This window comes from Streptomyces sp. NPDC088097 (genome assembly GCF_044741845.1).
In the GTDB taxonomy this organism is placed as follows: domain Bacteria; phylum Actinomycetota; class Actinomycetes; order Streptomycetales; family Streptomycetaceae; genus Streptomyces.
On sequence record NZ_JBIUTJ010000011.1, the window covers coordinates 146,964 to 173,759 of the forward strand.

The 26,796-nt window shown below is 72.2% G+C and carries 21 protein-coding genes; 6 read left to right on the plus strand and 15 right to left on the minus strand.

What is annotated here, in order from left to right:
- Positions 1 to 141: 141 nt before the first annotated feature.
- The 6 genes from ACIOD1_RS26480 to bldG all read right to left on the minus strand — a co-directional run bounded on the left by ACIOD1_RS26480 (position 142) and on the right by bldG (position 6,670).
- Positions 142 to 339 (minus strand): hypothetical protein, encoded by a 198-nt coding sequence (locus ACIOD1_RS26480; RefSeq protein ID WP_365615473.1) that lies wholly within the window; start codon positions 337 to 339, stop codon positions 142 to 144.
- A 159-nt stretch (positions 340 to 498) separates the two neighbouring features.
- Positions 499 to 2,016, minus strand: coding sequence for a class I SAM-dependent methyltransferase (locus ACIOD1_RS26485; protein WP_365615476.1), 1,518 nt, complete (start codon positions 2,014 to 2,016; stop codon positions 499 to 501).
- 260 nt (positions 2,017 to 2,276) lie between these two features.
- Positions 2,277 to 2,843 carry a small secreted protein gene (locus ACIOD1_RS26490; RefSeq protein ID WP_401905017.1) on the minus strand — a complete coding sequence of 189 codons (567 nt, stop codon included), beginning with the start codon at positions 2,841 to 2,843 and terminating at the stop codon, positions 2,277 to 2,279.
- A 198-nt stretch (positions 2,844 to 3,041) separates the two neighbouring features.
- Positions 3,042 to 5,450, minus strand: a complete 2,409-nt coding sequence (locus ACIOD1_RS26495) for a sodium-translocating pyrophosphatase (RefSeq protein ID WP_365615482.1) — start codon at positions 5,448 to 5,450, stop codon at positions 3,042 to 3,044.
- 334 nt (positions 5,451 to 5,784) lie between these two features.
- Positions 5,785 to 6,225 carry an ATP-binding protein gene (locus ACIOD1_RS26500; protein ID WP_365615485.1) on the minus strand — a complete coding sequence of 147 codons (441 nt, stop codon included), beginning with the start codon at positions 6,223 to 6,225 and terminating at the stop codon, positions 5,785 to 5,787.
- Positions 6,226 to 6,328: 103 nt separating this feature from the next.
- Positions 6,329 to 6,670, minus strand: coding sequence for an anti-sigma factor antagonist BldG (gene bldG / locus ACIOD1_RS26505; RefSeq protein ID WP_069920854.1), 342 nt, complete (start codon positions 6,668 to 6,670; stop codon positions 6,329 to 6,331).
- 81 nt (positions 6,671 to 6,751) lie between these two features.
- Between bldG and ACIOD1_RS26510 the strand changes: the two genes are divergently transcribed.
- Entirely contained in the window at positions 6,752 to 9,382 is a 2,631-nt protein-coding gene (locus ACIOD1_RS26510; protein WP_401905022.1) for a DEAD/DEAH box helicase, read from the plus strand.
- Positions 9,383 to 10,089: 707 nt separating this feature from the next.
- Here ACIOD1_RS26510 and ACIOD1_RS26515 read toward each other — a convergent pair.
- From ACIOD1_RS26515 to ssd, 7 genes are all read right to left on the minus strand, one after another.
- A complete protein-coding gene (locus ACIOD1_RS26515) occupies positions 10,090 to 10,431 on the minus strand; it encodes an Rv3654c family TadE-like protein (protein WP_365615491.1) in 342 nt (113 codons plus the stop codon).
- Positions 10,428 to 10,805, minus strand: a complete 378-nt coding sequence (locus ACIOD1_RS26520) for a TadE family type IV pilus minor pilin (protein WP_401905025.1) — start codon at positions 10,803 to 10,805, stop codon at positions 10,428 to 10,430. Before ACIOD1_RS26520 ends, ACIOD1_RS26515 begins: the two co-directional genes overlap by 4 nt.
- The gene (locus ACIOD1_RS26525; RefSeq protein WP_365615497.1) at positions 10,792 to 10,989 is read right to left on the minus strand and encodes a DUF4244 domain-containing protein; all 198 of its coding nucleotides are present in this window, start codon (positions 10,987 to 10,989) and stop codon (positions 10,792 to 10,794) included. The genes ACIOD1_RS26520 and ACIOD1_RS26525 overlap by 14 nt, the downstream gene beginning before the upstream one ends.
- A 95-nt stretch (positions 10,990 to 11,084) precedes the next feature.
- The gene (locus ACIOD1_RS26530) at positions 11,085 to 11,849 is read right to left on the minus strand and encodes a type II secretion system F family protein (RefSeq protein ID WP_401905028.1); all 765 of its coding nucleotides are present in this window, start codon (positions 11,847 to 11,849) and stop codon (positions 11,085 to 11,087) included.
- 11 nt (positions 11,850 to 11,860) lie between these two features.
- Positions 11,861 to 12,745, minus strand: a complete 885-nt coding sequence (locus tag ACIOD1_RS26535) for a type II secretion system F family protein (protein WP_401905031.1) — start codon at positions 12,743 to 12,745, stop codon at positions 11,861 to 11,863.
- Positions 12,742 to 13,890, minus strand: coding sequence for a TadA family conjugal transfer-associated ATPase (locus tag ACIOD1_RS26540; RefSeq protein ID WP_401905033.1), 1,149 nt, complete (start codon positions 13,888 to 13,890; stop codon positions 12,742 to 12,744). The genes ACIOD1_RS26535 and ACIOD1_RS26540 overlap by 4 nt, the downstream gene beginning before the upstream one ends.
- On the minus strand, positions 13,887 to 15,041 hold the full coding sequence (gene ssd / locus ACIOD1_RS26545) for a septum site-determining protein Ssd (protein WP_401905090.1): 1,155 nt from the start codon (positions 15,039 to 15,041) through the stop codon (positions 13,887 to 13,889). The genes ACIOD1_RS26540 and ssd overlap by 4 nt, the downstream gene beginning before the upstream one ends.
- A gap of 510 nt (positions 15,042 to 15,551) precedes the next feature.
- On the opposite strand from ssd, the gene ACIOD1_RS26550 reads away from it, so the two are divergent.
- The gene (locus ACIOD1_RS26550; protein ID WP_365615509.1) at positions 15,552 to 16,421 is read left to right on the plus strand and encodes an HAD-IB family hydrolase; all 870 of its coding nucleotides are present in this window, start codon (positions 15,552 to 15,554) and stop codon (positions 16,419 to 16,421) included.
- 504 nt (positions 16,422 to 16,925) lie between these two features.
- Here the strand turns inward: ACIOD1_RS26550 and ACIOD1_RS26555 are convergent.
- Complete coding sequence (locus ACIOD1_RS26555) at positions 16,926 to 17,747, minus strand: oxidoreductase (RefSeq protein ID WP_401905036.1); 822 nt, start codon at positions 17,745 to 17,747, stop codon at positions 16,926 to 16,928.
- A gap of 109 nt (positions 17,748 to 17,856) precedes the next feature.
- On the opposite strand from ACIOD1_RS26555, the gene ACIOD1_RS26560 reads away from it, so the two are divergent.
- Positions 17,857 to 18,867 (plus strand): ATP-binding protein, encoded by a 1,011-nt coding sequence (locus tag ACIOD1_RS26560; protein WP_365615515.1) that lies wholly within the window; start codon positions 17,857 to 17,859, stop codon positions 18,865 to 18,867.
- Here ACIOD1_RS26560 and ACIOD1_RS26565 read toward each other — a convergent pair.
- Positions 18,824 to 20,134 carry a hypothetical protein gene (locus ACIOD1_RS26565; RefSeq protein WP_365615518.1) on the minus strand — a complete coding sequence of 437 codons (1,311 nt, stop codon included), beginning with the start codon at positions 20,132 to 20,134 and terminating at the stop codon, positions 18,824 to 18,826. The genes ACIOD1_RS26560 and ACIOD1_RS26565 overlap by 44 nt on opposite strands.
- Before the next feature lie 234 nt (positions 20,135 to 20,368).
- Here ACIOD1_RS26565 and ACIOD1_RS26570 point away from each other — a divergent pair, with 234 nt between their 5' ends.
- The 3 genes from ACIOD1_RS26570 (at position 20,369) to nhaA (ending at position 26,771) form a co-directional block, all read left to right on the plus strand.
- Entirely contained in the window at positions 20,369 to 22,882 is a 2,514-nt protein-coding gene (locus ACIOD1_RS26570) for a SulP family inorganic anion transporter (RefSeq protein WP_401905040.1), read from the plus strand.
- A gap of 209 nt (positions 22,883 to 23,091) precedes the next feature.
- Complete coding sequence (gene acs / locus ACIOD1_RS26575; protein WP_365615524.1) at positions 23,092 to 25,089, plus strand: acetate--CoA ligase; 1,998 nt, start codon at positions 23,092 to 23,094, stop codon at positions 25,087 to 25,089.
- A 194-nt stretch (positions 25,090 to 25,283) separates the two neighbouring features.
- Positions 25,284 to 26,771 (plus strand): Na+/H+ antiporter NhaA, encoded by a 1,488-nt coding sequence (gene nhaA, locus ACIOD1_RS26580; RefSeq protein ID WP_401905042.1) that lies wholly within the window; start codon positions 25,284 to 25,286, stop codon positions 26,769 to 26,771.
- Positions 26,772 to 26,796 lie beyond the last annotated feature (25 nt).

Consider the following 26,796-nt stretch of genomic DNA (forward strand, 5'->3'; position numbering starts at 1 on the left):
GCACCAGACCGTTCCGGAAGGCGTCCCACCGCCTCGGAACCACCCCGGCCCGCGTTGCCCACCCCGCGTCGCGCCGCTTTCCGACGCCGCGGAACGTCCCCGGGCGCGTCGCGGAAGCTCGCGCTCCGCTTCAGCGGCGCCTCAGGAACGCTGGAGGCACCAGACGCCGAGCGCCAGCGAACCCGCCCCGGCGAGCAGCGCCAGAGGAACGGCCAGAACGGGGCGCACGCCTTCGGCCACCGGCGCGCGGTGCAGAGCGCGCGCCCCCGTCCAGACCAGCAGAGCGGTCCCGAACAGCAGGAGGACGGTCGCCGCGAATACCGCCGGACCGCGCTCCATGCCGTTCCCCCTTTTACCCGTGGGCCGCTCGGGGATCCCCCCGGATCCCGCTGTCCGGGGAGCCTGACAGCCGTGGGGGTACGGCGGGCGAACCCCGGGTTACATCACGGGTACGGGCCGTCGCGGGCCGCCCGGCGCCCCGCGAGGGCCCGCCACGCCTCAGCCCGCCGGCGGGCCTTGGACCGGCTCCAGGAAGCCCTGCTCCACCAGCATCCGGATCGCCTCCGGGGTCCGGTCGCGCAGCAGGACCGGGTCCTCCTCGACGAGCTGCGCGATCGCGTCCAGGATCCGGCCCGCGCTGAGCGAGCCGTCGCACACTCCGGCGAAGCCCGCTCCGACGGTGTCGACCTTGGTGGCCCGCCGCATCCCCCGGTACTGGCGCAGCACCACGTGCTCCGGGTCCTCCGCCCCGGGCGGGCCGACCTGCTCCTGGACCACCTCGGCGGTGAGCCGGAAGTACCCCGCCAGCAGGGCGGCGTCGTCGTTCTCGCGCAGGTAGTCCTGGCGGGCGAAGTGGGCCAGGACGGCCTCCCCGAGGGGCTGTTCCACCGAGTGCGGCCACTCCTCGACGACGATCGAGGGCTCGGCCGCGTCACTGCGGCGCAGGGTGATCCAGCCGAAGCCGACGGCATTGGTCCCGCGGGCCTCGAACTCGTCCAGCCAGGCCTCGTAACGGCGCGCGTACTCGGCCGGATCGGCCCGGTGGTCGCCCCCGTCGCGCAGCCACAGTTCGGCGTACTGGGTGACGTCCTGCACGTCGCGCTGCACGATCCAGGCGTCGCAACCGCGCGGCACCCAGGAACGGACCCGCTCGTGCCAGTCCTCGCCCTCCACGTGCTGCCAGTTGCCGAGGAACTGGGCGTACCCGCCCGGGTTCAGGTGCGATCCGGCCTGCTGGACGAGGGTCCGGCACAGGTCGTCGCCGCCCATGCCGCCGTCGCGGTAGGTCAGCCGCGCGCCGGGCGAGATCACGAAGGGCGGGTTGGACACGATCAGGTCGTACGTCGCCTCGCCCACCGGCTCGAACAGCGAACCGGCGAGCAGCTCGGCCTCCGGCGCCCCGGAGAGCGCCAGCGTCAAACGGGTGAAGTCGAGCGCCCGCGGGTTGACATCGGTGGCGGTGACCCGGGTGGCGTGTTGGACGGCGTGCAGGGCCTGGATCCCGGAACCGGTGCCGAGGTCGAGGGCCGAGTCGACGGGGAGGCGAACGGTGATCCCGGCCAGCGTGGTGGAGGCACCGCCGACGCCGAGCACCACCCCCTCCTCGCGGCTGCCGATCCCACCGGCCCCGCCGACGGCGCAGCCGAGGTCGGAAACGATGAACCAGTCCTCGCCGTCCGGGCCTCCGTACGGGCGCACGTCGACGGTGGCGCGCACCTCGTCGCCCTCGCGCCGGAGCCAACCGTCGGCGAGCGCGTCGTCGACGGGCAGCGCGGCGGCGGCGTGCGCGTACGGCACGGGGCTCTGCAGCAGGAACAGCCGGACCAGGCTCCCGAGGGGGCCGTCGCCGTGGCTGCGGGTGGCGCGCAGGGCGGGGACCGTCTCGCTGCGGGCGAGCGCGGCGTAGGCGGGGGCGCCGAGCAGGTCGAGCAGACCGTCGGCGGTGAAGCCGGAGGCGAGCAGGGCGGCGCGGAGTCCGGCGGCGCGATCGGGCTGGGGAAGGCTGGTGGTACTCACCCGTCCATTGTGGCCGCTGACGCCGGCGATCCGTACGACCACACGACCGGGAACGCCGCACGCCCGGACTTCGCCCGCCCCGCCGGGAACGCGCCCGGACCGCGCCGCGGCCGCGGGCCACGATCACGGGCCGCGGGCCACGGGCCACGGGCCACGGGTGAACGGACGCCGGGCCGCCGGGAACGCCGCGGGGCGGCCGGGTCCGTTCGGATCCCGACCGCCCCGCACCCGGCGTACGGCCCGTCGCGGGCCGCCCGCGTTCAGCTCTTGGGCACCTCGGTGGTGACCTTGCAGCCCTGCTGGCCGTAGATCACCTTGAGGCCGGACGAGTTGAGCTTCTCCTTGCTCGCCGTCTCGTTGGCCGCGACCTCGGTCAGGCCGCCGGCGACCTGCTGGAGGCCCTCCGCGAACTTGGCCTGGTCCTTGGCGTCGAGGGCGTCGATCTTCGTCTTGAGATCGGTGTAGCCCTTGGAGATCTGGTCGTAGCTCTTGACCACCGAGTCCTGGGCCGTCTTGCCGTCCTTGACGGGTGCCTCACCGGCGGACGACAGGGACCCGCCCATGCTCTTGTACGCCTCCGACAGCGTCTGGAAGGCGGTCGAGTCGGTCTTCTGGACCTCGTCGGGCTTGCTGCTCTGCGAAGCCACCCGCTTCAGTTCGTCGTTGGTCGTCTTGATCTTCGTGAGCTGTGGCTCCCACTGGTCGCAGACCTTCTTGGCCCAGGCGTCGGCCTTCTTGTCGCCGTCGTCCCCACCACCACCGCAACCGGACAGGACGAGCATCAGTACCGCACCGCCGGACAGCGCGGCCGCAAGCTTCTTGTTCACCGGATTGGTCCCTTCGAAGGTCTCGGCCGGAAGATACACGCCCGCCATCCGGGTAAGCACAAAGGCGGACAGACGGCGCGTCAGTCCGCGCCGCCCGTCCGCCTTTCGGGCGCATCCTCGGGCCCGTATGCCGGGCCCCCGCCGGGCCCGTCCCCCGGGCCGCATCCGGTGTTCAGCCGGTTCGTGTGGCTCCCGGGGTCAGGAGACGACCGCCTGACTGCTCTGCTGGGCCACCCGGTCGGCCGACCCCGCCTCCGGCTCGGGGTCGTCGCCGACGGCGATCCCGCGGCGCTTGGAGACGTAGACCGCGCCGATGATGATCCCGATCGCGAGGACCGCGACGACCGCCCGGACGACCGCGCTGGCGTCCTCGCCGTAGCTGAACTGCACGATGGCGGGGGCGATCAGCAGCGCCACCAGGTTCATCACCTTCAGGAGCGGGTTGATGGCCGGTCCGGCGGTGTCCTTGAAGGGGTCGCCGACGGTGTCTCCGATGACCACCGCGGCGTGGGCCTCACTGCCCTTGCCGCCGTGGTGGCCGTCCTCGACCAGCTTCTTCGCGTTGTCCCACGCCCCACCGGAGTTGGCGAGGAAGACCGCCATCAGGGTGCCGGTGCCGATGGCGCCCGCGAGGAAGGAGCCGAGGGCCCCGACGCCGAGGGAGAAGCCCACCGCGATCGGGGTCAGGACGGCGAGCAGGCCGGGCGTGGCGAGTTCGCGCAGCGCGTCCTTGGTGCAGATGTCCACGACGCGCCCGTACTCGGGCTTCTCGGTGTAGTCCATGATCCCGGGGTGCTCGCGGAACTGCCGGCGCACCTCGTAGACGACGGCGCCCGCGGAGCGGGAGACGGCGTTGATGGCCAGGCCCGAGAAGAGGAACACGACGGCCGCGCCCAGGATCAGGCCGACCAGGTTGTTGGGCTGGGCGATGTCGAGACTGAGGTTCATCTCGCCCGCCTTGGCCCCGACCTGCTTGACCGCGGTGGCGATGGCGTCGTTGTACGAGCCGAAGAGCGCGGCCGCCGCGAGCACGGCCGTGGCGATGGCGATGCCCTTGGTGATGGCCTTGGTGGTGTTGCCGACCGCGTCGAGGTCGGTGAGCACCTGGGCGCCGGCCCCGGTGACGTCGCCGGACATCTCCGCGATGCCCTGGGCGTTGTCGGAGACCGGCCCGAAGGTGTCCATGGCGACGATGACGCCGACGGTGGTGAGCAGACCGGTGCCGGCGAGGGCCACGGCGAACAGCGCCAGCATGATCGAGGTCCCGCCGAGCAGGAAGGCCCCGTAGACGCCGAGGCCGATCAGCAGTGCGGTGTAGACGGCGGACTCCAGGCCGACGGAGATGCCGGCGAGGACGACGGTGGCCGCGCCGGTCAGCGAGGACTTGCCGATGTCCCGGACGGGACGGCGGCTGGTCTCGGTGAAGTAGCCGGTCAGCTGCTGGATGAGGGCCGCGAGCACGATGCCGATCGCCACGGCGACGACGGCCAGGACGCGCGGGTCCCCGGAGTGGTTGGAGATCGCCGCGTCCTCGACGCCGACGAGCTCCTTGTAGGTGGCGGGCAGGTAGGCGTAGACGGCGATCCCGACGAGCACCAGGGAGATCACCGCGGAGATGAAGAATCCGCGGTTGATCGCCGCCATCCCGCTGCGGTCGGAGCGCTTCGGCGCGACCGCGAAGATGCCGATCATCGCGGTGACGACGCCGATGGCGGGCACGATCAGCGGGAAGGCGAGACCGAGGTCCCCGAAGGCTGCCTTGCCCAGGATGAGCGCGGCCACGAGGGTGACGGCGTAGGACTCGAAGAGGTCGGCCGCCATCCCCGCGCAGTCGCCGACGTTGTCGCCCACGTTGTCGGCGATGGTCGCGGCATTGCGCGGATCGTCCTCCGGAATGCCCTGTTCGACCTTGCCGACCAGGTCGGCGCCGACGTCGGCGGCCTTTGTGAAGATGCCGCCGCCCACGCGCATGAACATCGCGATGAGCGCGGCGCCGAGGCCGAAGCCCTCCAGGACCTTGGGCGCGTCGGCGGCGTAGACCAGGACGACGCACGAGGCGCCGAGCAGGCCGAGGCCGACGGTGAACATGCCCACGACGCCGCCGGTGCGGAAGGCGATCTTCATCGCCTTGTGGGAGACGTCGGTGAGGTCCTTGGCGGGCTCGCCCTCGGCGGGGGTGGCCTCGCGTGCCGCCGCGGCGACACGCACGTTGGCGCGGACCGCGAGCCGCATGCCGATGTAGCCGGTGGCGGCCGAGAAGAGCGCGCCGACGAGGAAGAAGGCGGACCGTCCCGCCCGCTGCGACCAGTCGTCGGCGGGGAGCAGGAAGAGCAGGAAGAAGACCACGACGGCGAAGACGCCGAGGGTCCGCAACTGCCGTCCCAGATAGGCGTTGGCGCCCTCCTGTACGGCCGCGGCGATCTCCTTCATCGCGGAGGTCCCCTCGTCGGCGGCGAGGACCTGGCGGACCAGGATCTGCGCGACGACGAGGGCGGCGAGCGCGACGCCCGCGATCACGAAAACGATGAGCCGATTGTCATCGGTGAGTACTGCGCCTGCCAGATCTTCGAAGCGATCCGGCGCGATAGGGGTGAAGAGCCCCGTCATTCGTCCTCCTTGACGTGATGAGCCCAAGATGTGGACGGATTGTAGGGAGCGCGCCCTGATCAAAACAGTGGGCGTGGAACGGAATTGGCCTGCACTCGCTCCTCAGCAATAGATCACGTCACTCCAATACCCTCGAAAGTAGTAATGGGGCAAAGGCATTGACGGGCCGTGACGCACGCTCGGCGAGCTGCGGAATTTTCCGGGAAAATAAAAAAGGCCCTGCTCAGCAGGGCCTTGATAAAGATCGGAAGATACGACGGCGGTGGGCGCGGGCGGCCCGTCGGCGGCCCGGACGCGCGGACAGCCCATCGGCGGCCCGGACTCCCCGTCCGCGCTAGGCGAGTTCGGAGGCTCCCGAGACGGGCCAGCTCATCCGAATCGTTCCGCCGTGCTCCCCAGTGGTGACGGAGACGTCGTCGACGAGCCCGCTGATGACCGCGAGACCCATCTCGTCCTCGCCGTCGATGTCCGGGTCCAGGACGGCGGTGATCCCCGGCACGGTGCCGGGGAAACCGCCGGCCGGACCGGGCACTTCGTCGCCGACCTCGATGGAGAACTGCTTCTCCTCCTCGGTCAGCACGACCCGGACCGGCGCGGTCAGCCCATTGCTGCGGTGCAGTCCGACGGCACGGGAACACGCCTCGCCCACGGCGAGGCGGACCTCGTCGAGGACGGCTTCCTCCACCCCGGCCCGGCGCGCCACCGCGGCTGCCACCAGGCGGGCCGTACGGACGTGTTCGGGCTGGGCGCTGAAGCGCAGTTCAACGGTGGCCATGTGCGTCCCCCTCGGACTACGGGCGTGCCTTGACAGGGGCCCGGACCGACAACGGCCCGGTACCCCCGCTCCTCATCGGCTCCTCGGTATCCGGAGCCTTCCGTCAGTCGGTGGCGTTGACCGCGTCCTCCACCGAGGTGTGGATCGGGAACACCTTCGTCAGACCGGTGATCCGGAAGATCTTCAGAATGCGCTCCTGGTTGCACACCAAGCGCAGCGAGCCCTCGTGCGCACGGACGCGCTTGAGTCCGCCCACGAGCACACCGAGGCCGGTGGAGTCGAGGAAGTCCACTCGCTCCATGTCGACAACCAAGTGGTAGCTGCCGTCGTTCACCAACTCCACCAACTGCTCGCGCAGCTTGGGCGCGGTATACACATCAATCTCGCCACCGACCTCCACGACCGTACGGTCGCCGACAGTGCGAGTCGACAGGGACAGGTCCACGGATCCTCCAGCACCTTGCTATCGAGCGGCGCCCCCCAGGGGCCTCCCCACCCGAAGGTAGGGGAGGGATCGGCTGCCGCGATGGCATTCAATCACTTACCGGCAGGCGCGCACGACGCCTTGGGACCATTGTCCCGCACGCCGGTGACACACTCGGTTCCAATGGCCAACACTCACCGCCCCGGGCAGCCCACGGCCCACGCGGACCCCAGACCCACCCCCGGCACGGTCTTGGACCGCCTGTCACGGGGGCCTTCCCGGGCTGCGCGCATCACCCATACGGAGCACTTGCCCCCTCGGGCGGGTCGTCATGCGGTTTGGCCCGATCGCATCCGAACGGATGTCGTAGCCGCCATCCAGGCCGCCGGGATCGAACATCCGTGGGAACACCAGGCCGCGGTGGCCGAGCACGCCCTGGACGGGGAATCGGTGGTCGTCGCCACCGGAACCGCCTCGGGCAAGTCGCTGGCCTACCTGGCCCCCGTGCTCTCCGCCCTCGCGGACGGCGCCGAGGCGCCCAACGGTCGGGGCGCCACGGTCCTCTACCTGGCCCCCACCAAGGCTCTCGCGGCCGACCAGCGCCGTTCGGTACGGGAACTGGCCGCGCCCCTCGGGAACGCCGTACGCGCCGCCGTGTACGACGGGGACACCCCCTTCGAGGAACGCGAGTGGGTCCGCCAGTACGCCAACTACGTGCTGACCAACCCCGACATGCTGCACCGGGGGATCCTGCCCTCCCACGCCCGCTGGGCCTCCTTCCTGAAGGCCCTGCGCTACGTGGTCATCGACGAGTGCCACACCTACCGCGGGGTCTTCGGCTCCCACGTGGCCCAGGTCCTGCGTCGGCTGCGGCGGCTGTGCGCCCGCTACGGCTCCGAGCCGGTCTTCCTGCTGGCCTCCGCCACGGCGAGCGATCCGGCGGCCGCCGCGTCCCGGCTGACCGGCGTGGCGGTCACGGAGGTCTCCGACGACGCCTCGCCGCGCGGCGAGGTCGTCTTCGCCCTGTGGGAGCCGCCGCTGACCGACCTGAAGGGCGAGAAGGGCGCCCCGGTGCGCCGTACCGCCACCGCCGAGACCGCCGACCTGCTGACCGACCTGGTCGTGCAGGGGGTCCGTACGGTGGCCTTCGTGCGCTCCCGGCGCGGCGCCGAGCTGATCGCCGTGATCGCCCAGGAGCGGCTCGCGGAGGTCGACCGGTCCCTGCCCCGGCGTGTCGCGGCCTACCGGGGCGGCTACCTGCCCGAGGAACGGCGCGCCCTGGAGCGGGCCCTGCACTCCGGGGAACTGCTCGGGCTGGCCGCGACCACGGCCCTGGAGCTGGGCATCGACGTGTCCGGCCTGGACGCCGTCCTGATCACCGGGTACCCGGGCACGCGGGCCTCCCTGTGGCAGCAGGCGGGCCGCGCCGGCCGCGCGGGGCAGGGCGCCCTGGCCGTCCTCGTCGCCCGCGACGACCCCCTGGACACCTACCTGGTCCACCACCCCGAAGCCCTCTTCCGGCAGCCCGTGGAAGCCACCGTGCTGGACCCCGACAACCCGTACGTCCTCGCCCCCCACCTGTGCGCGGCGGCGGCCGAGCTGCCCCTGACCGAGAGCGACCTGCACCTCTTCGGCCCCGCCTCCCGGGAGCTGCTGCCCCAGCTGGAGGCGGCGAAGCTGCTGCGCCGCCGGGCCACGGCCTGGCACTGGACCCGCCGCGAGCGGGCCTCGGACCTCACCGACATCCGGGGCGGCGGGGGCCGGCCGGTCCAGATCGTGGAGGCCGGGACCGGCAGGCTGCTGGGAACGGTGGACGAGGCCGCCTCCCACACCGCCGTCCACGAGGGCGCCGTCCACCTCCACCAGGGCCGGACCTACCTGGTGAAGCACCTGGACCTGGAGGATTCCGTGGCCCTGGTCGAGCAGGCGTCGCCGCCGTTCTCCACCACGGCCCGCGACACCACCGCCATCACGATCCTGGAGACCGAGACCGAGATCCCCTGGGGCTCGGCCCGGCTCTGCTTCGGCTCCGTGGAGGTCACCAACCAGGTCGTCTCCTACCTGCGGCGCAAGCTCATCACCGGCGAGGTGCTCGGGGAGGCCAAGCTGGACCTGCCCCCGCGCACCCTGCGCACCAGGGCCGTGTGGTGGACCGTGACGGAGGACCAACTCGACGAGGCCCGGATCAACCCGGAGATCCTCGGCGGGGCCCTGCACGCCGCCGAGCACGCCTCCATCGGCCTGCTCCCGCTGTTCGCCACCTGCGACCGCTGGGACATCGGCGGGGTCTCGGTCCCGCTGCATCCCGACACCCTCCTCCCGACCGTGTTCGTCTACGACGGCCACCCGGGCGGCGCGGGCTTCGCCGAGCGGGCCTTCCACACGGCCCGGGCCTGGCTGACGGCCACCCGGGACGCCATCGCCGCCTGCGAGTGCGAGGCCGGCTGCCCCTCCTGCATCCAGTCGCCCAAGTGCGGCAACGGCAACGACCCCCTCCACAAGCGCGGCGCCATCCGCCTCCTGACCCGCCTCCTCGCCCCACCCGCCCCCGCCCCGTCGTCCCCACCGAACCCCCCTGCCCCCCCCACCCCAGCGGAACCCTCCACCCCCGCGGTCGTGCCCGAGACCCACGAAGCCCCCGTAGCTCCCGTAGCTCCCGTAGCTCCCGGCCCACCGGAACCCCAGGAGCCCCCCGTAGCTCCCGGCCCACCGGAACCCCACGAGGCCCCGTAGCTCCCGACCCGCCCGACCCCCAGAAGCCCCCACGCCTTCCGGCCCGCCCGCGACACCGACCACCCCTGGCGCGCCGGTGCAACCCGGGGCACCTGACCCGCAGGTGTAACCCGTGGTGGCAGGACCGCAGGCGTAACCCAGGGCGCCCCCAGAGCGCCTGACCCGCAGGCCACTCGGGCGCTTGGCCCGCCGGGACGACGACCGAGCCGCCGGGGACACCACCCGAGCAGCCCGTCCCACCGGCGCCCCGGAGCCCCCGGCCCCGGCAGGCACCCGGGCCGCCCGGGCACCCCGGGCGGCCCACCGTGCGGCCCGTCGCACGCCGCGCTGCCCGGCCCGGCGCCCTGAGCCCCCGACCCCCGACCCCGACCCCGGGTGACGCTCGGCCCCCTGAGGCATCTGGGCTGCCCAGGTGTCGCTCCGTGCGGCCCGACCGACCGAGGCCTGAGCCTCCGCCCCCGGGCTCCGGGAGCGCCGCCGACACCGGGGCCGCCTGCACGGAGGCCCCTCCAGCACCCCTGGGCGCCCGCCGAAGGGGCCTTGGACCGACCGGGGGCCCCAGGGCGCCCACACCGTCCGGGCGCCCCGCACCGAGACCCCTGGGCCACCCGGGGCGGGTCCCACCCGCACCGCGCGGAGGAGCCCGCACCGCGAGCCCCGGCACCCCGGCGACGGGGCGGCCCGGGCGGCCGGGCCGCCCCGTCGGGTCATGGCTCGGGGAGCAGGGGTGGGCCCGCGCGGGCCGGGACCTCGGGGGCGAAGGGGCCCGCCCGGACCCGGGCCGTGACCTCGGCGACCTCGCCCCCGACCCGGCAGCTCGCCACCGCCGCCCCCTGGGCCCCGGCGACCCGGGCGGCCGTCGCGCAGGCCGCCTCGGGACCCCGGGCCCAGGTCGCCGCCGCCGCGAGGGCCGCGAGGTCGGCCGCCGCTCCCGCCCGGTGTCGGGCGACCACCGCCTGGCCGAGGAGCAGTACGCCCCCGAACACCGTCCCGAGGACGGTGACGACCACGGTGGCCCACACCGTCGCGGAACCCCGGTCCCGGCTCACGGCGGCGGCCCCACGCTGTCCTCGGCCAGGGCCGCCGCCCGCGCCCCCAGCCGGACCGGGAGCCCGTCGGGACCGGGGGCCGGGGCCACCACCCGGACCCGCCACAGGTCACCCGACCGCTCCAACTCGACCTCCGCCCCGGGCGGGGCGGCTTCCCGGGCCGCCGCCCGTGCCGCTTCCACGGACTCCGACCGGGCCACCGCCCGGGCACCGGCCCGGGCCGCGTCCACACACCGGATCTGCGCGGCGGCCGCCATCAGCGCCCACACCAGCAGGGCGGCGAACAGCACCAGCGCGGGGATCACCACGGCCGCCTCCGCCGTCACGTATCCGCGGTCCCCGCTTCCCCGCGGGTTTCTTTCAGAAGGGCGCATCGAGCGCCTTCCCGATGGTCGACTGGAGCGCCGTCGAAACCACGTCACTCGTCACCACCTTGTACAGAACCGCGGCGAACGCACAGGCCGCGATCGTGCCCATGGCGTATTCCGAAGTCGACATTCCGTCATCGCGCCCGCGCCCACTCAGCGCCGCCCGCAAACGATTCCAGATGACCTTCATGACACCCTCCAGTGGGATTACGTTCTTGATGTTCTTTCAGGTTGTGATTCCGGCATGCGGGCCGGTCCGATGATTCCGGTGATCCAGATGGTTCGTCAGTGGTCGGAGAGAAATCCGGAGGCCATTCCGATCACCACCGGGGCCACCCCGACCGCGAGGAACGCGGGGAGAAAACAGAGCCCCACCGGAGCCGTGACAAGCACCGCCGCCCGCTGCGCCCTGGCGCCCGCCTGTCGGGAGCGTTCCGCCCGCAGGGCCCCCGCCAGCCGGGACACCGGCTCCGCGGCCGGAGCCCCGGTCCGCGCGGCCCGCTCCAGGCACTCCGCCAGCCCCCGGGCCCCCGGTATCTCCGCGAGGCTCCCCCACGCGGAGACCGGATCCCCGCCGAGCCTCAACTGCGCCCCCGCGAAAGCGAGCCGCTCCCCGACGGGGCCGCCCAACGACTCACCCACCACCTCGGCCGCCTCCACGGGCCCCGCTCCCGCCGCCAGACACGCGGCCAGCAGGTCGGCGGCCAAGGGCAACTGCCGCTCGGCCTCATGCGGATCGACCCCGACCGCCGGCCGAGCCCGAGCCAGCAGACGGTGCGTCGCGTAGGCCGCCCCGCAGCCGGCCGGCACTCCGAGTACACCGCCGACCAACACCCAGCCCGCCAGGAACGCCCCGGCCGGACCCGCCCACACCACCGCCGCCGCCCGTATCCGGCGGCCCCACTCCGGCCCGCTCCGCGCGGGCTCCGCCCGGAACAGCACCGTGAGCCGACGTCCGGCAGCCCGACTCCGCAGCCGAGCCGTCACCCCCGACACCGCGCACCAGGCCATGACCGCCAGGCACACGGCCGTCCCCAGCCTGTGGACCACCGCCCCACCCATCACCGCTCCCCCGCCCGCACGATGCGCCGGCACCACAGCAGTCCCAGCGCCTCCAACACCCCGCCCACCAGCAGGCAGCCCCACCCCATCGGGGAGTGCAGCAACACCAGCAGCGGATCCGCCCCCAGCCCGGTGCCGATGAGCAGCCCCACCAACGGGAGCAGCGCGAGGACCACGGCCGTCGACCTGGCCCCCGCCAACTGGGCCCGCAGCGACTCCTCCCGGTCCCGCTCGGCCCGCAACGCGCCCTCCAGCCGGTCCAGTCCGGCCGCCAGACCGGCGCCCCCGTCGACCGAGACCCGCCAACACGCCGCCATCCCGGCCAGCCCCTCCCCACCCGGTTCCCGGGCCGCCTCGCGCAGCGCTCCGGCCACGTCCCCACCGAAGGCCGCCGCCGCGAGCACCCCCGCCTCAGCGGCCCCCGGCCCACCGGGTTCCTCGACCATCCGACGCACCCCCGCCGTCAGCGCCTGGCCCGGCTGCGCCCCGGCCCTCAACTCGCCGACCACGGCCCCGCACAGCGCGACCACTCCGGCGGCCCGAGCGGCGCGCGCCCGCTCCCGCTCCCGGGCCCGCGACCACCTGCGCAGCAGGGGCACTCCGGCGGCCCCCAACACCAACGGGATGGGCGACCACCCCAGCAGGGCCACGGCCACCCCGACCGCCGGCGGAACCCAGTCGGGCCACCGGTCGGCCCCGGCCCGCAACGCCGCCACCACCCGCGCCGCCCGCACCGACGCACCCGGCACCACCGCGGCTCCCCCGGCCAACACCAACCGGACGCGCCTGGGCAGTCGATCGCCGCCGGTCAGCACCCAACCGGCCGCACCGGCGCAGAGCACCCCCGCGAACACGGGCACCGACGCGAGGGTCTCGGCATTCACGAGGCGCCCCCGAGCAGTGGACCGAGCCGCGCCCAGCCCCGCTCCCGGACGAAGCCGCGCGCAGCCCACCGGAGCGCCGGCACGGTCACCACCAACCCGGTCGGGTCCCGCTCCAGGACGTGCACCTCGGCGACCCGGCGACGCCCCGCCCGGTCCCGGACCAGGTGGACCACCATGGTCAGCGCGGCCGCCAACTGGCTGTGCAGTGCGGCCCGATCCAGACCGGCGGCGCTGCCGAGGGCCTCCAGCCGGGCCGGTACATGCGCGGCGGCGTTGGCGTGCACGGTGCCGCACCCTCCTTCGTGCCCGGTATTGAGGGCCGCGAGCAGATCGACCACCTCGGCGCCCCGCACCTCGCCGACCACGAGCCGGTCGGGCCGCATCCGCAGGGCCTGGCGGACCAGGTCGGCCAGGGTGACCAGACCGGCCCCCTCCTGGTTCGCCGGCCGGGTCTCCAGTCTCACCACGTGGGGATGGTCGGGTCGCAACTCGGCGGAGTCCTCGGCGAGGACGATCCGCTCGCCCGGCCCGACCAGCCCGAGCAGGGCGCTCAGCAGGGTGGTCTTCCCCGTACCGGTCCCCCCGGAGACGAGGAAGGAGAGCCGGGCCTCCACCATCGCCCGCAGCAGGCGCTGTCCTCCCGGAGGCAGGGTCCCGGCGGCCACCAGTTCCTCCAGGGTGAAGGCCCTCGGCCGCACCACCCGCAGGGACAGGCAGGCCGATCCGACGGCGACCGGAGGGAGCACGGCGTGCAGGCGGGTGCCGTCGGGCAGCCGGGCGTCCACCCAGGGCCTGGCGTCGTCCAGCCGGCGTCCCGCGACGGCGGCCAGTCGCTGGGCCAGTCGGCGCACGGCCTCGGCGTCCGGGAAGGTCACCCCGGTCAGTTCCAGCCCGCCACCCCGGTCCACCCACACCCGGTCCGGCGCGGCCACCAGGACATCGGTGACCCCGGGGTCGGCCAGGAGACCTTCCAACGGGCCCGCGCCGACCAGTTCGTTGCGCAACTCGGCTGCCACTCCCAGTACTTCGGCGTCCCCCAGCAGTCGCCCTTGGGCCCGCAGCGCCTCCGCCACCCGCGCCGGCGTCGGCTCGGCGCCGCTCTCCGCGAGGTGGTGGCGCACTGCGTCCAGCAGCATCACGTTCATACCGGCGCCCCCTGAGCGGGACCGAGCGCCCGCTGCCAGAAGCCGTCGCAGAAGCGGGCCAGGGCGCCCCGCGCGCCCGGCGGTTCCCCCTCGGCCACCCGCCCGGGAAGCCCCACCTCGACCGGCACCTCCCCGGCCAGCGGCGCCCTCAGCAGCCGCGCCACGGCCTCGGCGTCGAGTCCGTCCGGGCACCGGCCCCGCACGACGACGCGGACGTCCCGGGCCAGCATCCGCACCCCGGCGGCCACCCGCCCCGCCGCGGCCACCGACCGCAGTTCTCCGGGGACCACGAGGAGCACGAGGTCCAGTTGGGCCAGCACCTCCGCCACCGACTCGTCCACCCGCCGGGGCAGGTCGACCACGACCACCCCGCCCCGCCTGCGGGCGGCGGCCACGACCGAACGCACCGCCGCGGGCGGCACCGCCACCCGCTCCCCCCGGTCCCAACTGAGCACGCGCAAGGCGTGCAGCTCGGGCAGGGATTCCTCCAGGGCGCCGGCGCCGACCCGGCCCCGGGAGGCGGCGAAATCGGGCCAGCGCAGCCCCTCCGCGCTCTCGCCGCCGAGCAGGACGTCCACGCCTCCGCCGAGCGGGTCGCCGTCGATGAGGATGGTGCGCTCCCCGGCCCGGGCTGCCCGGAGGGCGAGCGCGCAGGCGAGGGTGGAGGCACCGGCCCCGCCGCTGCCGCCGATGACTCCGACGGTGACGGCGGGCTTTCCGGCCCCTTCCATCACGTCGGCGATGCGGTCGACGAGCCGGTGCTCCGCATCGGGAAGCCGGAGCACCTCCTCGGCGCCGATCTCCACCGCCCGCTGCCACACGAGGGGGTCGTCGAGATCCCGCCCGACGAGCAGGACCCCGTCCCGACGCGGCGCGCCGCCCATCCGGCGGGCGATGTCGTCGCCGACCAGCACGAGCGGGGCGGACTCCCAGTCGATGCCCACGTCCCGAACACCGCCATCGCCAACGCGCTCACCACCGCCACCACGCTCACCACCGGCGCCGCTCGGCTCCGGCACCGCATGCCGCACGTGCGGTTCGGCGCCCGCCGCGGCGCACAGCCGCAGCAGGTCGTCGAGCAACAGCGGGTCCTCCGTGATGATCAGCGGCCGCCCACCACCGGGCCCGACGCCCGGCGCGCGGTCGGGCAGGCCCCGTCCACCGGCCGGTACGGGCGCCGTTGCTTCACACGACTTCGATCCAGCCACGATCTCCGCCCCCTTCTCCCTGCGAATGCACGAACCGCGGACTTCGCGGCCGGAATCACACTGCGGCGATCGGGAAAATGAAGTGGATCTTGGTCGAAAACTGTGGACAAGAAGGGGGCTGTGAATAACTTCGCCACACCATCAGGTGAGTTCCCGAGCGCACGGGAACCACTACACAGCGTCACGACTCTTCGATGGGTGAAGGCTCGTGTCATGCGGGCCCACCACGAGGGAGGTGCCGGGATGACGATCACTGAGAGCCGAGGCATCGGACGCGAACCGCGTCCGGACATGCGACGACCCCCGCCGGGGGGGAGAGCGGGGGTCGTCCCCACAGTCCGACTCGGGGGGGGAGGAGCCAGACCGGGTTAGCACGGTCGCGAACGATCCGTGACTTCCATGGTGTACCCGAGAGGCTTCTCAAGCAAACCCACGCGCCACGCCTTACGCCGAATGGTGGGCGCATATGCTCGGGGCGTGGAAAATCAGCCCTCGCCGCACTCCTTGCCCCGAACCGCTGCCTTCTTCGACCTGGACAAGACGGTCATTGCGAAGTCGAGCACCCTGACGTTCGGCAAGTCCTTCTACCAAGGCGGCCTGATCAACCGGCGGGCCGTGTTGCGCACCGCGTACACGCAGTTCATCTTCCTGGCCGGCGGCGCCGACCACGATCAGATGGAGCGCATGCGCGAGTACCTGTCCGCCCTCTGCAAGGGGTGGAACGTGCAGCAGGTGCGGGAGATCGTCGCCGAAGCCCTGCACGACCTGATCGACCCGATCATCTACGACGAGGCCGCGTCCCTGATCGAGGCCCACCACACGGCCGGCCGTGACGTCGTGATCGTGTCGACCTCGGGCGCCGAAGTCGTCGAGCCGATCGGCGAGATGCTCGGCGCGGACCGGGTGGTGGCCACGCGCATGGTCGTCGGCGACGACGGCTGCTTCACCGGAGAGATCGAGTACTACGCCTACGGCCCCACGAAGGCGGAGGCCGTCCGCGAGCTGGCGGAGTCCGAGGGGTACGACCTCGCCCGTTGCTACGCGTACAGCGATTCCTTCACCGACGTCCCGATGCTGGAGGCGGTGGGGCATCCGCACGCGGTCAACCCCGACCGGGCCCTCAGGCGCGAGGCCGTCGCCCGGGAGTGGCCCGTACTGGTCTTCAACAAGCCGGTGCGCCTCAAGCAGCGGCTACCCGGACTTTCGATGCCCGCCCGGCCGGCCCTGGTCGCCGCGGTGGCGGTCGGAGCGGCCGCGGCCACCGCCGGACTCGTCTGGTACGCCAGCCGACGTCGCGCCGCCCTGCGCACCGCCTCCGCCTGACCCGAAGCCCGCCCCACCGGGCCCCGGACCCCGGGCCCGGTCGCGGGGCCCCGGTCGCCGGGCACCGGCCCCGGACCCCGCCCGCCGGACCGTCCCGACCTGCACGACTGTCCGGGCCTGCACCGATATGGCCTGTCCGAATCACCCCGACTCGTCCCGGAAAGTAAAGAACTCAGGCCAGGGGTTTCGCTCCGCTCGGAAGCGGAGTACAAAGGAGTCAACGGCCCGCGAGACCAAAGAACATCCGAGAGGATCATCTTTAAACCGCAGTAAGGCCCACGGACCGAAGCATGAGCGCCGAGCACCCACGCGACGTCGACCCGTCGATTACGGGCCAGCCGCACCAGGGAACGGGCTAAGTTCCCGACCTGATGGGCAATCATCGAGGACGCTTGGTAACTGGGCGCAAGTGCCAGCGGCGACACCAAAGCAAGACGGTGTCGCCGCAACCCATGCCCGGACCCCTACGCGTCGAGGCCCGCCCCGTCCCCGGACCGGAGACCCTTACGCCGCGCCCCGCTGGAGCGCCTCGCAGACCGCCGTCGACTCACGCACCCCGAGTCCGATCGCCCGGCCGCAGTGCGCGATCCAGGCGGCCATCCCCTCCGCGGTGCCCGAGACGTAGCCCTCGAAGGCCTCCAGATAGGCCTCGGCCCCCTGCTCGGCGTGCCCTGCCTCCGCCGGACAGATCGCCTTCGGGTCGAGACCGCTGTTGATCAGCACGATCCGCTCCGCGGCGCGGGCGACCAAGCCGTTGTACGAGCCGAAGGGGCGCAGCGCCAGCAGTTCTCCGTGCACGACCGCTCCCGTGATCAGCGCCGGAGCGGACCCGCCGGCGATGATCAGCCGGGACAGGCCGTCCAGCCGCCCCGCGACCTCGTCCGCGCTCGGCAGTGGCAGCTCCACCAGCGGTTCGTCCACCGGCTCGCCCGCCAGCCGCGGGCGGCCGACCACGTCCCCGGCCTCGGTCGATCCACAGGCGACCAGGTGCAGTCGGGCCAGGACCCGGAGCGGCGACTGCCTCCAGATGCTGAGCAGTTGGCCGGCCTCGGCCGTCAGGCGCAGGGCCGCGCCCACCGTTCGCGCATCGGTCTCCGCGCCGAAGTCGGTCCGGCGGCGCACCTCTTCCAGCGCCCAGTCTGCTCCGGACAGCGCCGCGCTCCCCCGGGCGGCGCGCAGCGCGGCCTCCGAGGTGATCTCTCCGCTCCGCCGGCGCATCACCCGGTGCCCGTAGACCCGGTCCACGGCCTTGCGTACGGAATCCACGGACTCTGCGACACCCGGGAGCGCCCCCAGGGCCGCCAACGGGTCAGCTGCGCTACTCATAAGTAGGGAGCCTACGCACTGCCCACCCCTGGCACCGACCCCTCCTTGGAGTGGTCTTCTTCACTCACCTTGACCACATGGCGCTACCGACCCACTACGCTTGGTGAACATGAAGATCGCTTTCGTGGGAAAGGGCGGCAGCGGCAAGACCACGCTGTCCTCCCTCTTCATCCGCCACCTCGCAGCCAACGAAGCCCCCGTCGTCGCGGTGGACGCCGACATCAACCAGCATCTCGGCGCCGCCCTCGGACTCGCCGAGGACGAGGCCGCCGCGCTGCCCGCCCTGGGCGCGCACCTGCCGCTGATCAAGGAGTACCTGCGCGGTTCCAATCCGCGCATCGCGTCCACCGACAGCATGATCAAGACCACTCCGCCCGGCGCGGGCTCGCGGCTGCTGAGGGTCACCGAGGACAACCCCGTCTTCGAGGCCTGCGCGCGGACGCTGGTGCTCGACGGGGAGCCGGTCCGACTGATGGCGACGGGGCCGTTCACCGAGGCCGACCTGGGGGTGGCCTGCTACCACTCCAAGGTCGGGGCCGTCGAACTCTGCCTCAACCACCTGGTCGACGGTCCGGAGGAGTACGTGGTCGTCGACATGACGGCGGGCTCGGACTCCTTCGCCTCGGGCATGTTCACCCGCTTCGACATGACCTTCCTCGTCGCCGAGCCCACCCTCAAGGGCGTCTCGGTCTACCGGCAGTACAAGGAGTACGCCCGGGACTTCGGGATCACGCTCAAGGTCGTCGGGAACAAGGTGCAGGGGCCCGAGGACATCGAGTTCCTCCAGGACGAAGTGGGCGAGGACCTCCTCGTCACCTTCGGCCACTCCGACTGGGTGCGCGCGATGGAGAAGGGGCGCCCGGCCCGGTTCGAGCTGCTGGAGGCCACCAACCGGCTGGCGCTGCAGGCGCTCCAGGACGCGGCCGAGGACTCCTACGCCGACCGCGACTGGGCCAAGTACACGGAGCAGATGGTCCACTTCCACCTGCGCAACGCGGAGAGCTGGGGCAACGCCAAGACCGGGGTCGACCTGGCGGACCAGGTCGACCCCGACTTCATCCTGAGCGAGGCCCTCGTCAGCCCTCGTCAGGACCTGCGGCCGACTCCTCAGCCGGCTTGACCGCGGCACCGGACGGGGCGGCCGGCTTGGCCGGCGGCCCCGCGGTGAGGAGCTTCTGCCAGCCCTCCTTCGGCGCCTCGCCGACGTCGAGCGAGCGCATCCACTCCAGGGCCTTCGGGTCCTGGGCGTCGAGCCAGTCGGCCAGCTCGCGGAACGGCACGCAGCGGACCTCCTTCTGGGTGCACATGGTCTCGATCGACTCCTCGACGGCACGCATGTAGGTGCCGCCGTTCCAGGATTCGAAGTGGTTGCCGATGATCAGCGGCGCGCGGTTGCCCTTGTAGACGCGGTCGAAGGCCTCCTTCAGGCCGTCGCGCATCTGGTCGCCCCAGTACTGGTGCTGCGACGGGTCGCCCTGGGTGGTCGTCCCGGACTGATTCACCAGGTAGTTGTAGTCCATGCTCAGCGTCTCGAAGGCGCGGCCCGGCATGGGTACCAGTTGGAGCGGGATGTCCCAGAGCCCGTCCGTCTTCTTCGGCCAGATCTGCTTGCTGATGCCGCTGGAGTCGTAGCGGAACCCCATGTCCTTCGCGGCCAGCATGAAGTTCTTCTGGCCCTCCAGGCAGGGGGTGCGCGCTCCGATCATCTCCTTGTCGTAGTCGAAGGGGAGCGCCTCCAGGTCCTTGAGGTCCGGCGTGTTCGTCTTCCAGTTCTTGACGAAGGACTTGGCCTGATTGATCTCGCTCTTCCACTCCTCCACCGACCAGGTTCCGACGCCGCCCTCGGGGCCGCAGAAGTGACCGTTGAAGTGGGTGCCGATCTCATTGCCCTCCAGCCAGGCCCCGCGGACCTGGGTGGCGGTGTCCTTGATGCCCTGGAGATCGCCGAAGCCGATGTCGGAGCGGCCCGAGGAGTGCTGCGGAGCGGTGTAGAGGGAACGCTTCTCCTCCGGCAGCATGTACACGCCGCTGAGGAAGTAGGTCATCCGGGCGTTGTACTTCTTCCCGACCTCGCGGAAGTGCGAGAAGAGCTTCTGACTGTCCTCGCCGGCCCCGTCCCACGAGAACACCACGAACTGCGGGGGCTTCTCCCCGGGCTTGAGCTTCTGGGGCTTCTGCACGTTCGGCTGGGTGCCGGTGTACGCGGTCGAGCCGTCTCCGATGGGGCGGTTGACGCTGCCGGGGGCCTCCGGAGCGGCCGCGCCCTTCCTGGCGTTCTGTGCGCCGGGGGCGGGCTTGACGGGCTCCGAGGTGCCACACCCGGCAGCGCCCAAGACCAGGGCCGTGGCGACCAGGCCGCCGGCGATCTTCTTCGTGGCGGCGATCATCCGCACACCTCTCCCTCGCAGTTCCATCGCAGGACTTACGCGACGCAACGTCCCATGCGGTCCGCTTTAAGGAAGGTGTGACAAGCCAGACAAAATGCCTATTCATCCTCCAGTGCTAATTCCTAGACCATTTGCCCGCATTCCCCACCACTACTCTTTACTCTCCATTACCATCCGTTTACTGAGTGTTGAGACTCCCGCCGCTTCATCCCTCCCCAGAGGAGACGGGAACCCATGACAGGCACAGCAACCACCCCGACCACCGCCCTCGCGAGAGGTCCGCGCAAGGACTTCTCAGCGGACGTGTCCGCGTCCGTCGCCGTCTTCCTCATCGCCCTACCCCTCTCCCTCGGCATCGCGCTGGCCACGGGCGCCCCCCTCCAGGCCGGGCTCGTCGCCGCCGCCGTGGGCGGGATCGTCGCCGGCCGGCTCGGCGGGGCCCCCCTCCAGGTCAGCGGGCCGACCGCCGGACTGACCGTGGTGACGGCCGGGCTGATCCAGCACTACGGGTGGCGGACCACCTGTGCCGTCACCGTGCTCGCCGGCTGCTGCCAGCTCGCGCTGGCCTTCCTGCGCACCGCCCGCTCGGCCCTCCTGGTGAGTCCGGCGATCATGCACGGGATGCTCGCCGGCATCGGCGTGACCATCGCGCTGGCCCAGCTGCACATCGTCCTCGGCGGCACCCCGCAGAGTTCGGCCGTCGCCAACGTGATCGGGCTTCCCGCCCAGTTGGCCGATCTGCACCCCGCCGCGCTCGGGGTGAGCGCGCTGACGCTGTGCGTCCTGCTGGGCTGGTCCCGGATCCCCGGGCGGGCCGGACGAGCCCTGCGCAAGATCCCCGCCGCACTGGCCGCGGTCGCCACGGCCACCGCCTTCGCGGCCCTGGCGGGGCTCTCCCTGCCTCGGGTGAACCTCCCCTCCTGGAGCAGCCACGCCCTGCCGGAGCTCCCGCAGGGTCCGGTCCTCGGACTGATCGCCGCCGTGTTGACCATCACCCTGGTCGGCAGCGTCGAGTCCCTGATGTCCTCGGTCGCCACCGACAAGCTGATCGCCTCCGAGCGCGGCGCGGACAACCGCCCGCCCCGCGCCGACCTCGACCGCGAGTTGCGCGGTCAGGGCGCCGCCAACATCGTCTCCGGGATGCTCGGCGGGCTGCCCGTCGCGGCCGTGGCCGTACGCAGCGCGGCGAACGTCAAGTCCGGTGCGGTCAGTCGGAAATCGGCCATGTTGCACGGGCTCTGGGTGGTGCTCGCGGCCGGACTGCTCGTCCCGGTCCTCGACCTGATCCCCCTCGCGGCGCTCGCTGCACTGGTGTTGGCCATCGGCATCCAGGTGGTCAGCATCACGCACCTGAGGACGGTCACCCGGCACCGGGAGGTCCTGGTCTACGCGGCCACCATCGTGGCCGTGGTGTTGGGCGGGGTGCTGGAGGGCGCAGCCGTCGGCATCGCCGTCGCGGTGGCCCTGGCCCTGCACCGACTGGCCCGCACCAGGATCACCCTGGCCGAGGCGGACGGAGTCCACCGGGTGCGCGCGCGAGGACAGTTGACCTTCCTCGCCGTGCCCCGCCTGAGCCGGGTCCTGAACTCGATCCCGCACGGGGGCCACGTCGTGATCGAGTTGGACGGCTCGTTCATCGACCACGCGGCCTACGAGATCCTCCAGGACTGGCAGGACTCGCACCGCGCCCACGGGGGCTCCGTGAAGCTCACCGGCCGGGCCGGCGCCGCCATCTCCCACGGTGGCCGTTCGCCGGAGGACCCGGAGGAGACGGCGCCCCTTGCCCACGACGGGGCGGAGTCGGGCCGGGATTCCTCGACCGGCTCCGGCCGGGCACCGGTGGGCGGGAGCACCGCGGTCGGCGGGTCCGGTGGCCACCGGGGCGACTCCGGGCGGGTGGCGCACCAGTGCTGCCGCCCCTGGACGCCCTGGCAGAACCACTGCGACCACCGGGTCACGCACCCCGAGCAGCCGGCGACCCCGGCGGCCGTCCCCGGTCTCCCCGACGGCATGCGGGCCCCGGTGATTCCGGGGGCGGGAGGTCCTCCCGACGCCATGGCCGCCCCTGTCCGGCGGCGCGGAGCGGGTCAACTGGCCAACGGGATCGGCGCCTTCCAGCGGGACACCGCACCGCACGTCCGTGACGAGCTGGCCCGGTTGGCCCGGGAGGGGCAGCAGCCGTCTCAGCTCTTCCTGACCTGCGCGGACTCCCGCCTGGTGACCAGCATGATCACGGCCAGCGGGCCGGGCGACCTCTTCACCGTCCGCAACGTCGGCAACCTCGTCCCCCTCCCCGGCGCCGAGTCCACGGACGACTCGGTCGCGGCGGCCATCGAGTACGCCGTGGACGTGCTCCAGGTCGACAGCATCACGGTCTGCGGGCACTCGGGCTGCGGGGCCATGCAGGCCCTGCTGAACTCCCACCCCGGGGCTCCGATGACCCCGCTGCGCCGGTGGCTGCGGCACGGGCTGCCCAGCCTGGAGCGGATGGCAAGCCGGCACCACGCCTGGGCCCGGATCTCGGGCCGGCTCCCGGCGGACGCCGTGGAACAGCTCTGCCTGACCAACGTGGTCCAGCAGTTGGAGCACCTGCGGGCCCACGAATCGGTGGCCCGGCGTCTGGCCGAGGGCACCCTGGAGCTGCACGGGATGTACTTCCACGTGGGCGAGGCCCAGGCGTACCTGCTGTCGGAGGGCGAGGACTTCTTCGACTGCCGCGTTTTCGACACCGTGGGCCAGAGCGCCTGACCCGCTGCCCGCCCGAACCGATACCCTCCCGTATCCGTGCACGCTGTCGGCCCCTTCCCCGCACTCGCGACGGAAGGGGCCGTCGGCACGTCGTCCGCGAGCCGTCCGCGAGGGCGCGCACGACGGTCATGCGCGACGCCTTGGCGTGGTATAGGTCTAAACCAATTTACGGCTACCCCTTGTCACCTGGGCGTCTGAACTGATGAGCTATGCCCGGGGACACAACGGACACCCTGGGAAAGGGAGATGTCGTGAGCAATGACAGCCTGGCCAATCTGCTCAAAGAGGAGCGGCGGTTCGCACCGCCCGCCGATCTGGCCGCCGCCGCCAACGTGACAGAGGCGGCGTACACACAGGCCGACGCGGACCGGCTGGGCTTCTGGGCCGAGCAGGCGCGGCGGCTGAACTGGGACACCGAGCCGACCCAGACGCTCGACTGGACCAATCCGCCCTTCGCCAAGTGGTTCGCGGACGGCAAGCTGAACGTCGCGTACAACTGTGTGGACCGGCACGTGGAGGCCGGCAACGGCGAGCGCGTCGCACTGCACTTCGAGGGCGAGCCGGGCGACAGCCGCTCGATCACCTACGCCCAGCTCAAGGACGAGGTCTCCCAGGCCGCCAACGCCCTCACCGAGCTCGGTGTGCGGGCCGGCGACCGGGTCGCCGTCTACCTGCCGATGATCCCCGAGGCCGTCGTCGCGATGCTCGCGTGCGCCCGCCTCGGCGCCGCGCACTCGGTGGTCTTCGGCGGCTTCTCGGCCGACGCCGTCGCCTCCCGGATCCAGGACGCCGACGCCAAGCTGGTGATCACCTCCGACGGCGGCTACCGGCGCGGCAAGCCCAGCGCGCTCAAGCCCGCCATCGACGAGGCCGTCGCCAAGTGCCCGCAGGTCGAGCACGTGCTCGTCGTCCGTCGCACCGGACAGGACACCGCCTTCACCGAAGGCCGGGACGTCTGGTGGCACGACGTGGTCGGCCGCCAGTCCACCGAGCACACCCCGCAGCCCTTCGATGCCGAGCACCCGCTCTTCATCCTCTACACCTCGGGGACCACGGGTAAGCCGAAGGGCATCCTGCACACCTCGGGCGGCTACCTCACGCAGGCCGCGTACACCCACAACGCGGTCTTCGACCTCAAGCCGGAGACCGACGTCTACTGGTGCACCGCCGACATCGGCTGGGTCACCGGGCACTCCTACATCGTCTACGGGCCGCTCGCCAACGGCGCCACCCAGGTCATGTACGAGGGCACGCCGGACACCCCGCACCAGGGCCGGTTCTGGGAGGTCGTGCAGAAGTACGGCGTCACCATCCTCTACACCGCGCCCACGGCCATCCGCACGTTCATGAAGTGGGGCGACGACATCCCCGCGAAGTTCGACCTGTCGAGCCTGCGCGTGCTGGGCTCGGTCGGCGAACCGATCAACCCCGAGGCCTGGATCTGGTACCGCAAACACATCGGCGGCGACCGCTGCCCGATCGTGGACACCTGGTGGCAGACCGAGACCGGCGCGATGATGATCTCACCGCTGCCGGGCGTCACCGAGACCAAGCCCGGATCCGCACAGCGCGCACTGCCCGGCATCGGGGCCACCGTGGTGGACGACGAGGGCCGCGAGGTCCCCAACGGCGGAGGCGGCTACCTCGTCCTCACCGAGCCGTGGCCTTCGATGCTGCGCACCATCTGGGGCGACGACCAGCGGTTCATCGACACCTACTGGTCCCGCTTCGAGGGCAAGTACTTCGCCGGCGACGGCGCCAAGAAGGACGAAGACGGCGACATCTGGCTGCTGGGCCGGGTGGACGACGTGATGCTGGTGTCCGGCCACAACATCTCGACCACCGAGGTGGAGTCGGCCCTCGTCTCGCACCCCTCCGTCGCCGAGGCGGCCGTGGTCGGCGCGAAGGACGAGACCACCGGTCAGTCCATCGTGGCGTTCGTGATCCTGCGCGGCACCGCCTCCGAGACGGACACCCTGGTCGGGGAGCTGCGCAACCACGTCGGCGCCACTCTCGGCCCGATCGCCAAGCCGAAGCGGATCGTCCCGGTGCAGGAGCTGCCGAAGACCCGGTCCGGCAAGATCATGCGGCGCCTGCTGCGCGATGTGGCGGAGGACCGCGCGGTCGGTGACGTCACCACCCTGGCCGATTCCTCGGTCATGGACCTGATCCAGACGAAGCTGCCGAGCGCCTCAAGCGAGGACTGACCGGCGGGGTTCGGCGCCCCTCGGGGCACAGCGGGGGCGTCCGGCGCGTAGCGCGCCGGACGCCCTTGTCCCGTTTAAGGTGAAGATCACCTGATCCGACCGCGCCCACCCTGTAAGGTCAAAGAATCGTCAAGATGTGACGTTCGAAGCGTCTCAGGGTGCGCCGGGAAGTCTGGTCGGCAACTGCATTTGCCATGCCGTCGACCAACCGGAGGTTCACCACCGTGGCCACGCCGCCCCACCCGCCCCGCCCGGGCCGCAAGCTCCTCGGAAGGCTCTCCCTGCCGGAGGCCCGCTTCGTCGCGGACGCCCTGCGCACCGAGACCGTCGGCGGAGTCCTGCTCCTGGTGGCCGCGATCGCCGCACTCATGTGGGCGAACATCCCCGCCGTGTCGGCCGGCTACGACAGCGTGCGGAACTTCCACATCGGCCCGGCCGCCCTCGGCCTGGACCTCTCGCTCCAGCACTGGGCCGCCGACGGCCTCCTCGCGATCTTCTTCTTCGTCGCCGGCATCGAACTCAAGCGCGAACTCGTCGCGGGCGACCTCAGCGACGCCAAGGCCGCCGCCCTCCCCGTGATCGCCGCCCTCTGCGGCATGGCCGTGCCCGCGGTGGTCTACGTCCTGGTCAACACCCTCGGGAACGGCTCCTTGGACGGCTGGGCGGTGCCCACGGCGACCGACATCGCCTTCGCGCTCGCCGTGCTCGCCGTGATCGGCACCTCGCTGCCGTCCGCGCTGCGCGCCTTCCTGCTGACCCTGGCCGTGGTCGACGACCTCTTCGCCATCCTGATCATCGCGGTGTTCTTCACCAGCGAGATCGACTTCCTGGCCCTCGGCGGCGCCGTCGTCGGCCTGGTCCTCTTCTGGTTCCTGCTCCGCTCCGGGGTGCGCGGCTGGTACGTCTACGTCCCGCTGGCGCTGGTCATCTGGGGACTGATGTACAACAGCGGGGTGCACGCCACCATCGCCGGCGTGGCCATGGGCCTGATGCTCCGCTGCACCCGCAGGGACGGCGAGGAGCACTCCCCGGGCGAGCACATCGAGCACCTGGTGCGGCCCATCTCGGCCGGCCTGGCCGTTCCCCTCTTCGCCCTGTTCTCCGCCGGCGTCTCCCTCTCCGACCACGCCATCGCGCAGGTCTTCACCCGACCCGAGACCCTCGGCGTGGTCCTCGGTCTGGTCGTCGGCAAGGCGTTGGGCATCTTCGGCGGCACCTGGCTCGCGGCCCGCTTCACCAAGGCCGAACTCAACGACGACCTCGCCTGGCCCGACGTGTTCGCGGTGTCCGCGCTCGCGGGCATCGGCTTCACCGTCTCGCTGCTGATCGGCGAACTGGCCTTCGCCGGGGACACCGTCCTCACAGACGAGATCAAGGCCTCCGTCCTGATCGGCTCCCTCATCGCGGCGGTCTTCGCGGCCGTCCTGCTCAAGATGCGCAACAGGAAGTACCGGGCTCTGACCGAGGCCGAGGAGCTCGACGAGGACCTCGACGGGATCCCCGACATCTACGAGCAGGACAAGCCCGAGTACCACCTGCGCATGGCGCGGATCCACGAGGCGAAGGCGGTCGAACACCACCGGCGGGCCGAGGCCGCGGCCCTCGCGCAGGGCACCGAGATCCCCGACGGGGTGGATCGAGCGGCGGGCGGGTCCAGCACCGGCGCCGACCGTCCGGCATGATCTGACTGACGACGGAGGACAGCCG

What these genes read in the sequence shown, in the direction of transcription:
- ACIOD1_RS26480 (WP_365615473.1), bottom strand. Translation starts at nt 339, where the DNA reads ATGGAGCGCGGTCCGGCGGTATTCGCGGCGACCGTCCTCCTGCTGTTC.
- ACIOD1_RS26495 (WP_365615482.1), bottom strand. Translation starts at nt 5,450, where the DNA reads ATGACGGGGCTCTTCACCCCTATCGCGCCGGATCGCTTCGAAGATCTG.
- ACIOD1_RS26500 (WP_365615485.1), bottom strand. Translation starts at nt 6,225, where the DNA reads ATGGCCACCGTTGAACTGCGCTTCAGCGCCCAGCCCGAACACGTCCGT.
- ACIOD1_RS26510 (WP_401905022.1), top strand. Translation starts at nt 6,752, where the DNA reads ATGGCATTCAATCACTTACCGGCAGGCGCGCACGACGCCTTGGGACCA.
- ACIOD1_RS26520 (WP_401905025.1), bottom strand. Translation starts at nt 10,805, where the DNA reads ATGCGCCCTTCTGAAAGAAACCCGCGGGGAAGCGGGGACCGCGGATAC.
- ACIOD1_RS26525 (WP_365615497.1), bottom strand. Translation starts at nt 10,989, where the DNA reads ATGAAGGTCATCTGGAATCGTTTGCGGGCGGCGCTGAGTGGGCGCGGG.
- ACIOD1_RS26540 (WP_401905033.1), bottom strand. Translation starts at nt 13,890, where the DNA reads ATGAACGTGATGCTGCTGGACGCAGTGCGCCACCACCTCGCGGAGAGC.
- ACIOD1_RS26550 (WP_365615509.1), top strand. Translation starts at nt 15,552, where the DNA reads ATGGTGGGCGCATATGCTCGGGGCGTGGAAAATCAGCCCTCGCCGCAC.
- ACIOD1_RS26555 (WP_401905036.1), bottom strand. Translation starts at nt 17,747, where the DNA reads ATGAGTAGCGCAGCTGACCCGTTGGCGGCCCTGGGGGCGCTCCCGGGT.
- ACIOD1_RS26560 (WP_365615515.1), top strand. Translation starts at nt 17,857, where the DNA reads ATGAAGATCGCTTTCGTGGGAAAGGGCGGCAGCGGCAAGACCACGCTG.
- ACIOD1_RS26565 (WP_365615518.1), bottom strand. Translation starts at nt 20,134, where the DNA reads ATGATCGCCGCCACGAAGAAGATCGCCGGCGGCCTGGTCGCCACGGCC.
- ACIOD1_RS26570 (WP_401905040.1), top strand. Translation starts at nt 20,369, where the DNA reads ATGACAGGCACAGCAACCACCCCGACCACCGCCCTCGCGAGAGGTCCG.
- acs (WP_365615524.1), top strand. Translation starts at nt 23,092, where the DNA reads ATGCCCGGGGACACAACGGACACCCTGGGAAAGGGAGATGTCGTGAGC.
- nhaA (WP_401905042.1), top strand. Translation starts at nt 25,284, where the DNA reads ATGCCGTCGACCAACCGGAGGTTCACCACCGTGGCCACGCCGCCCCAC.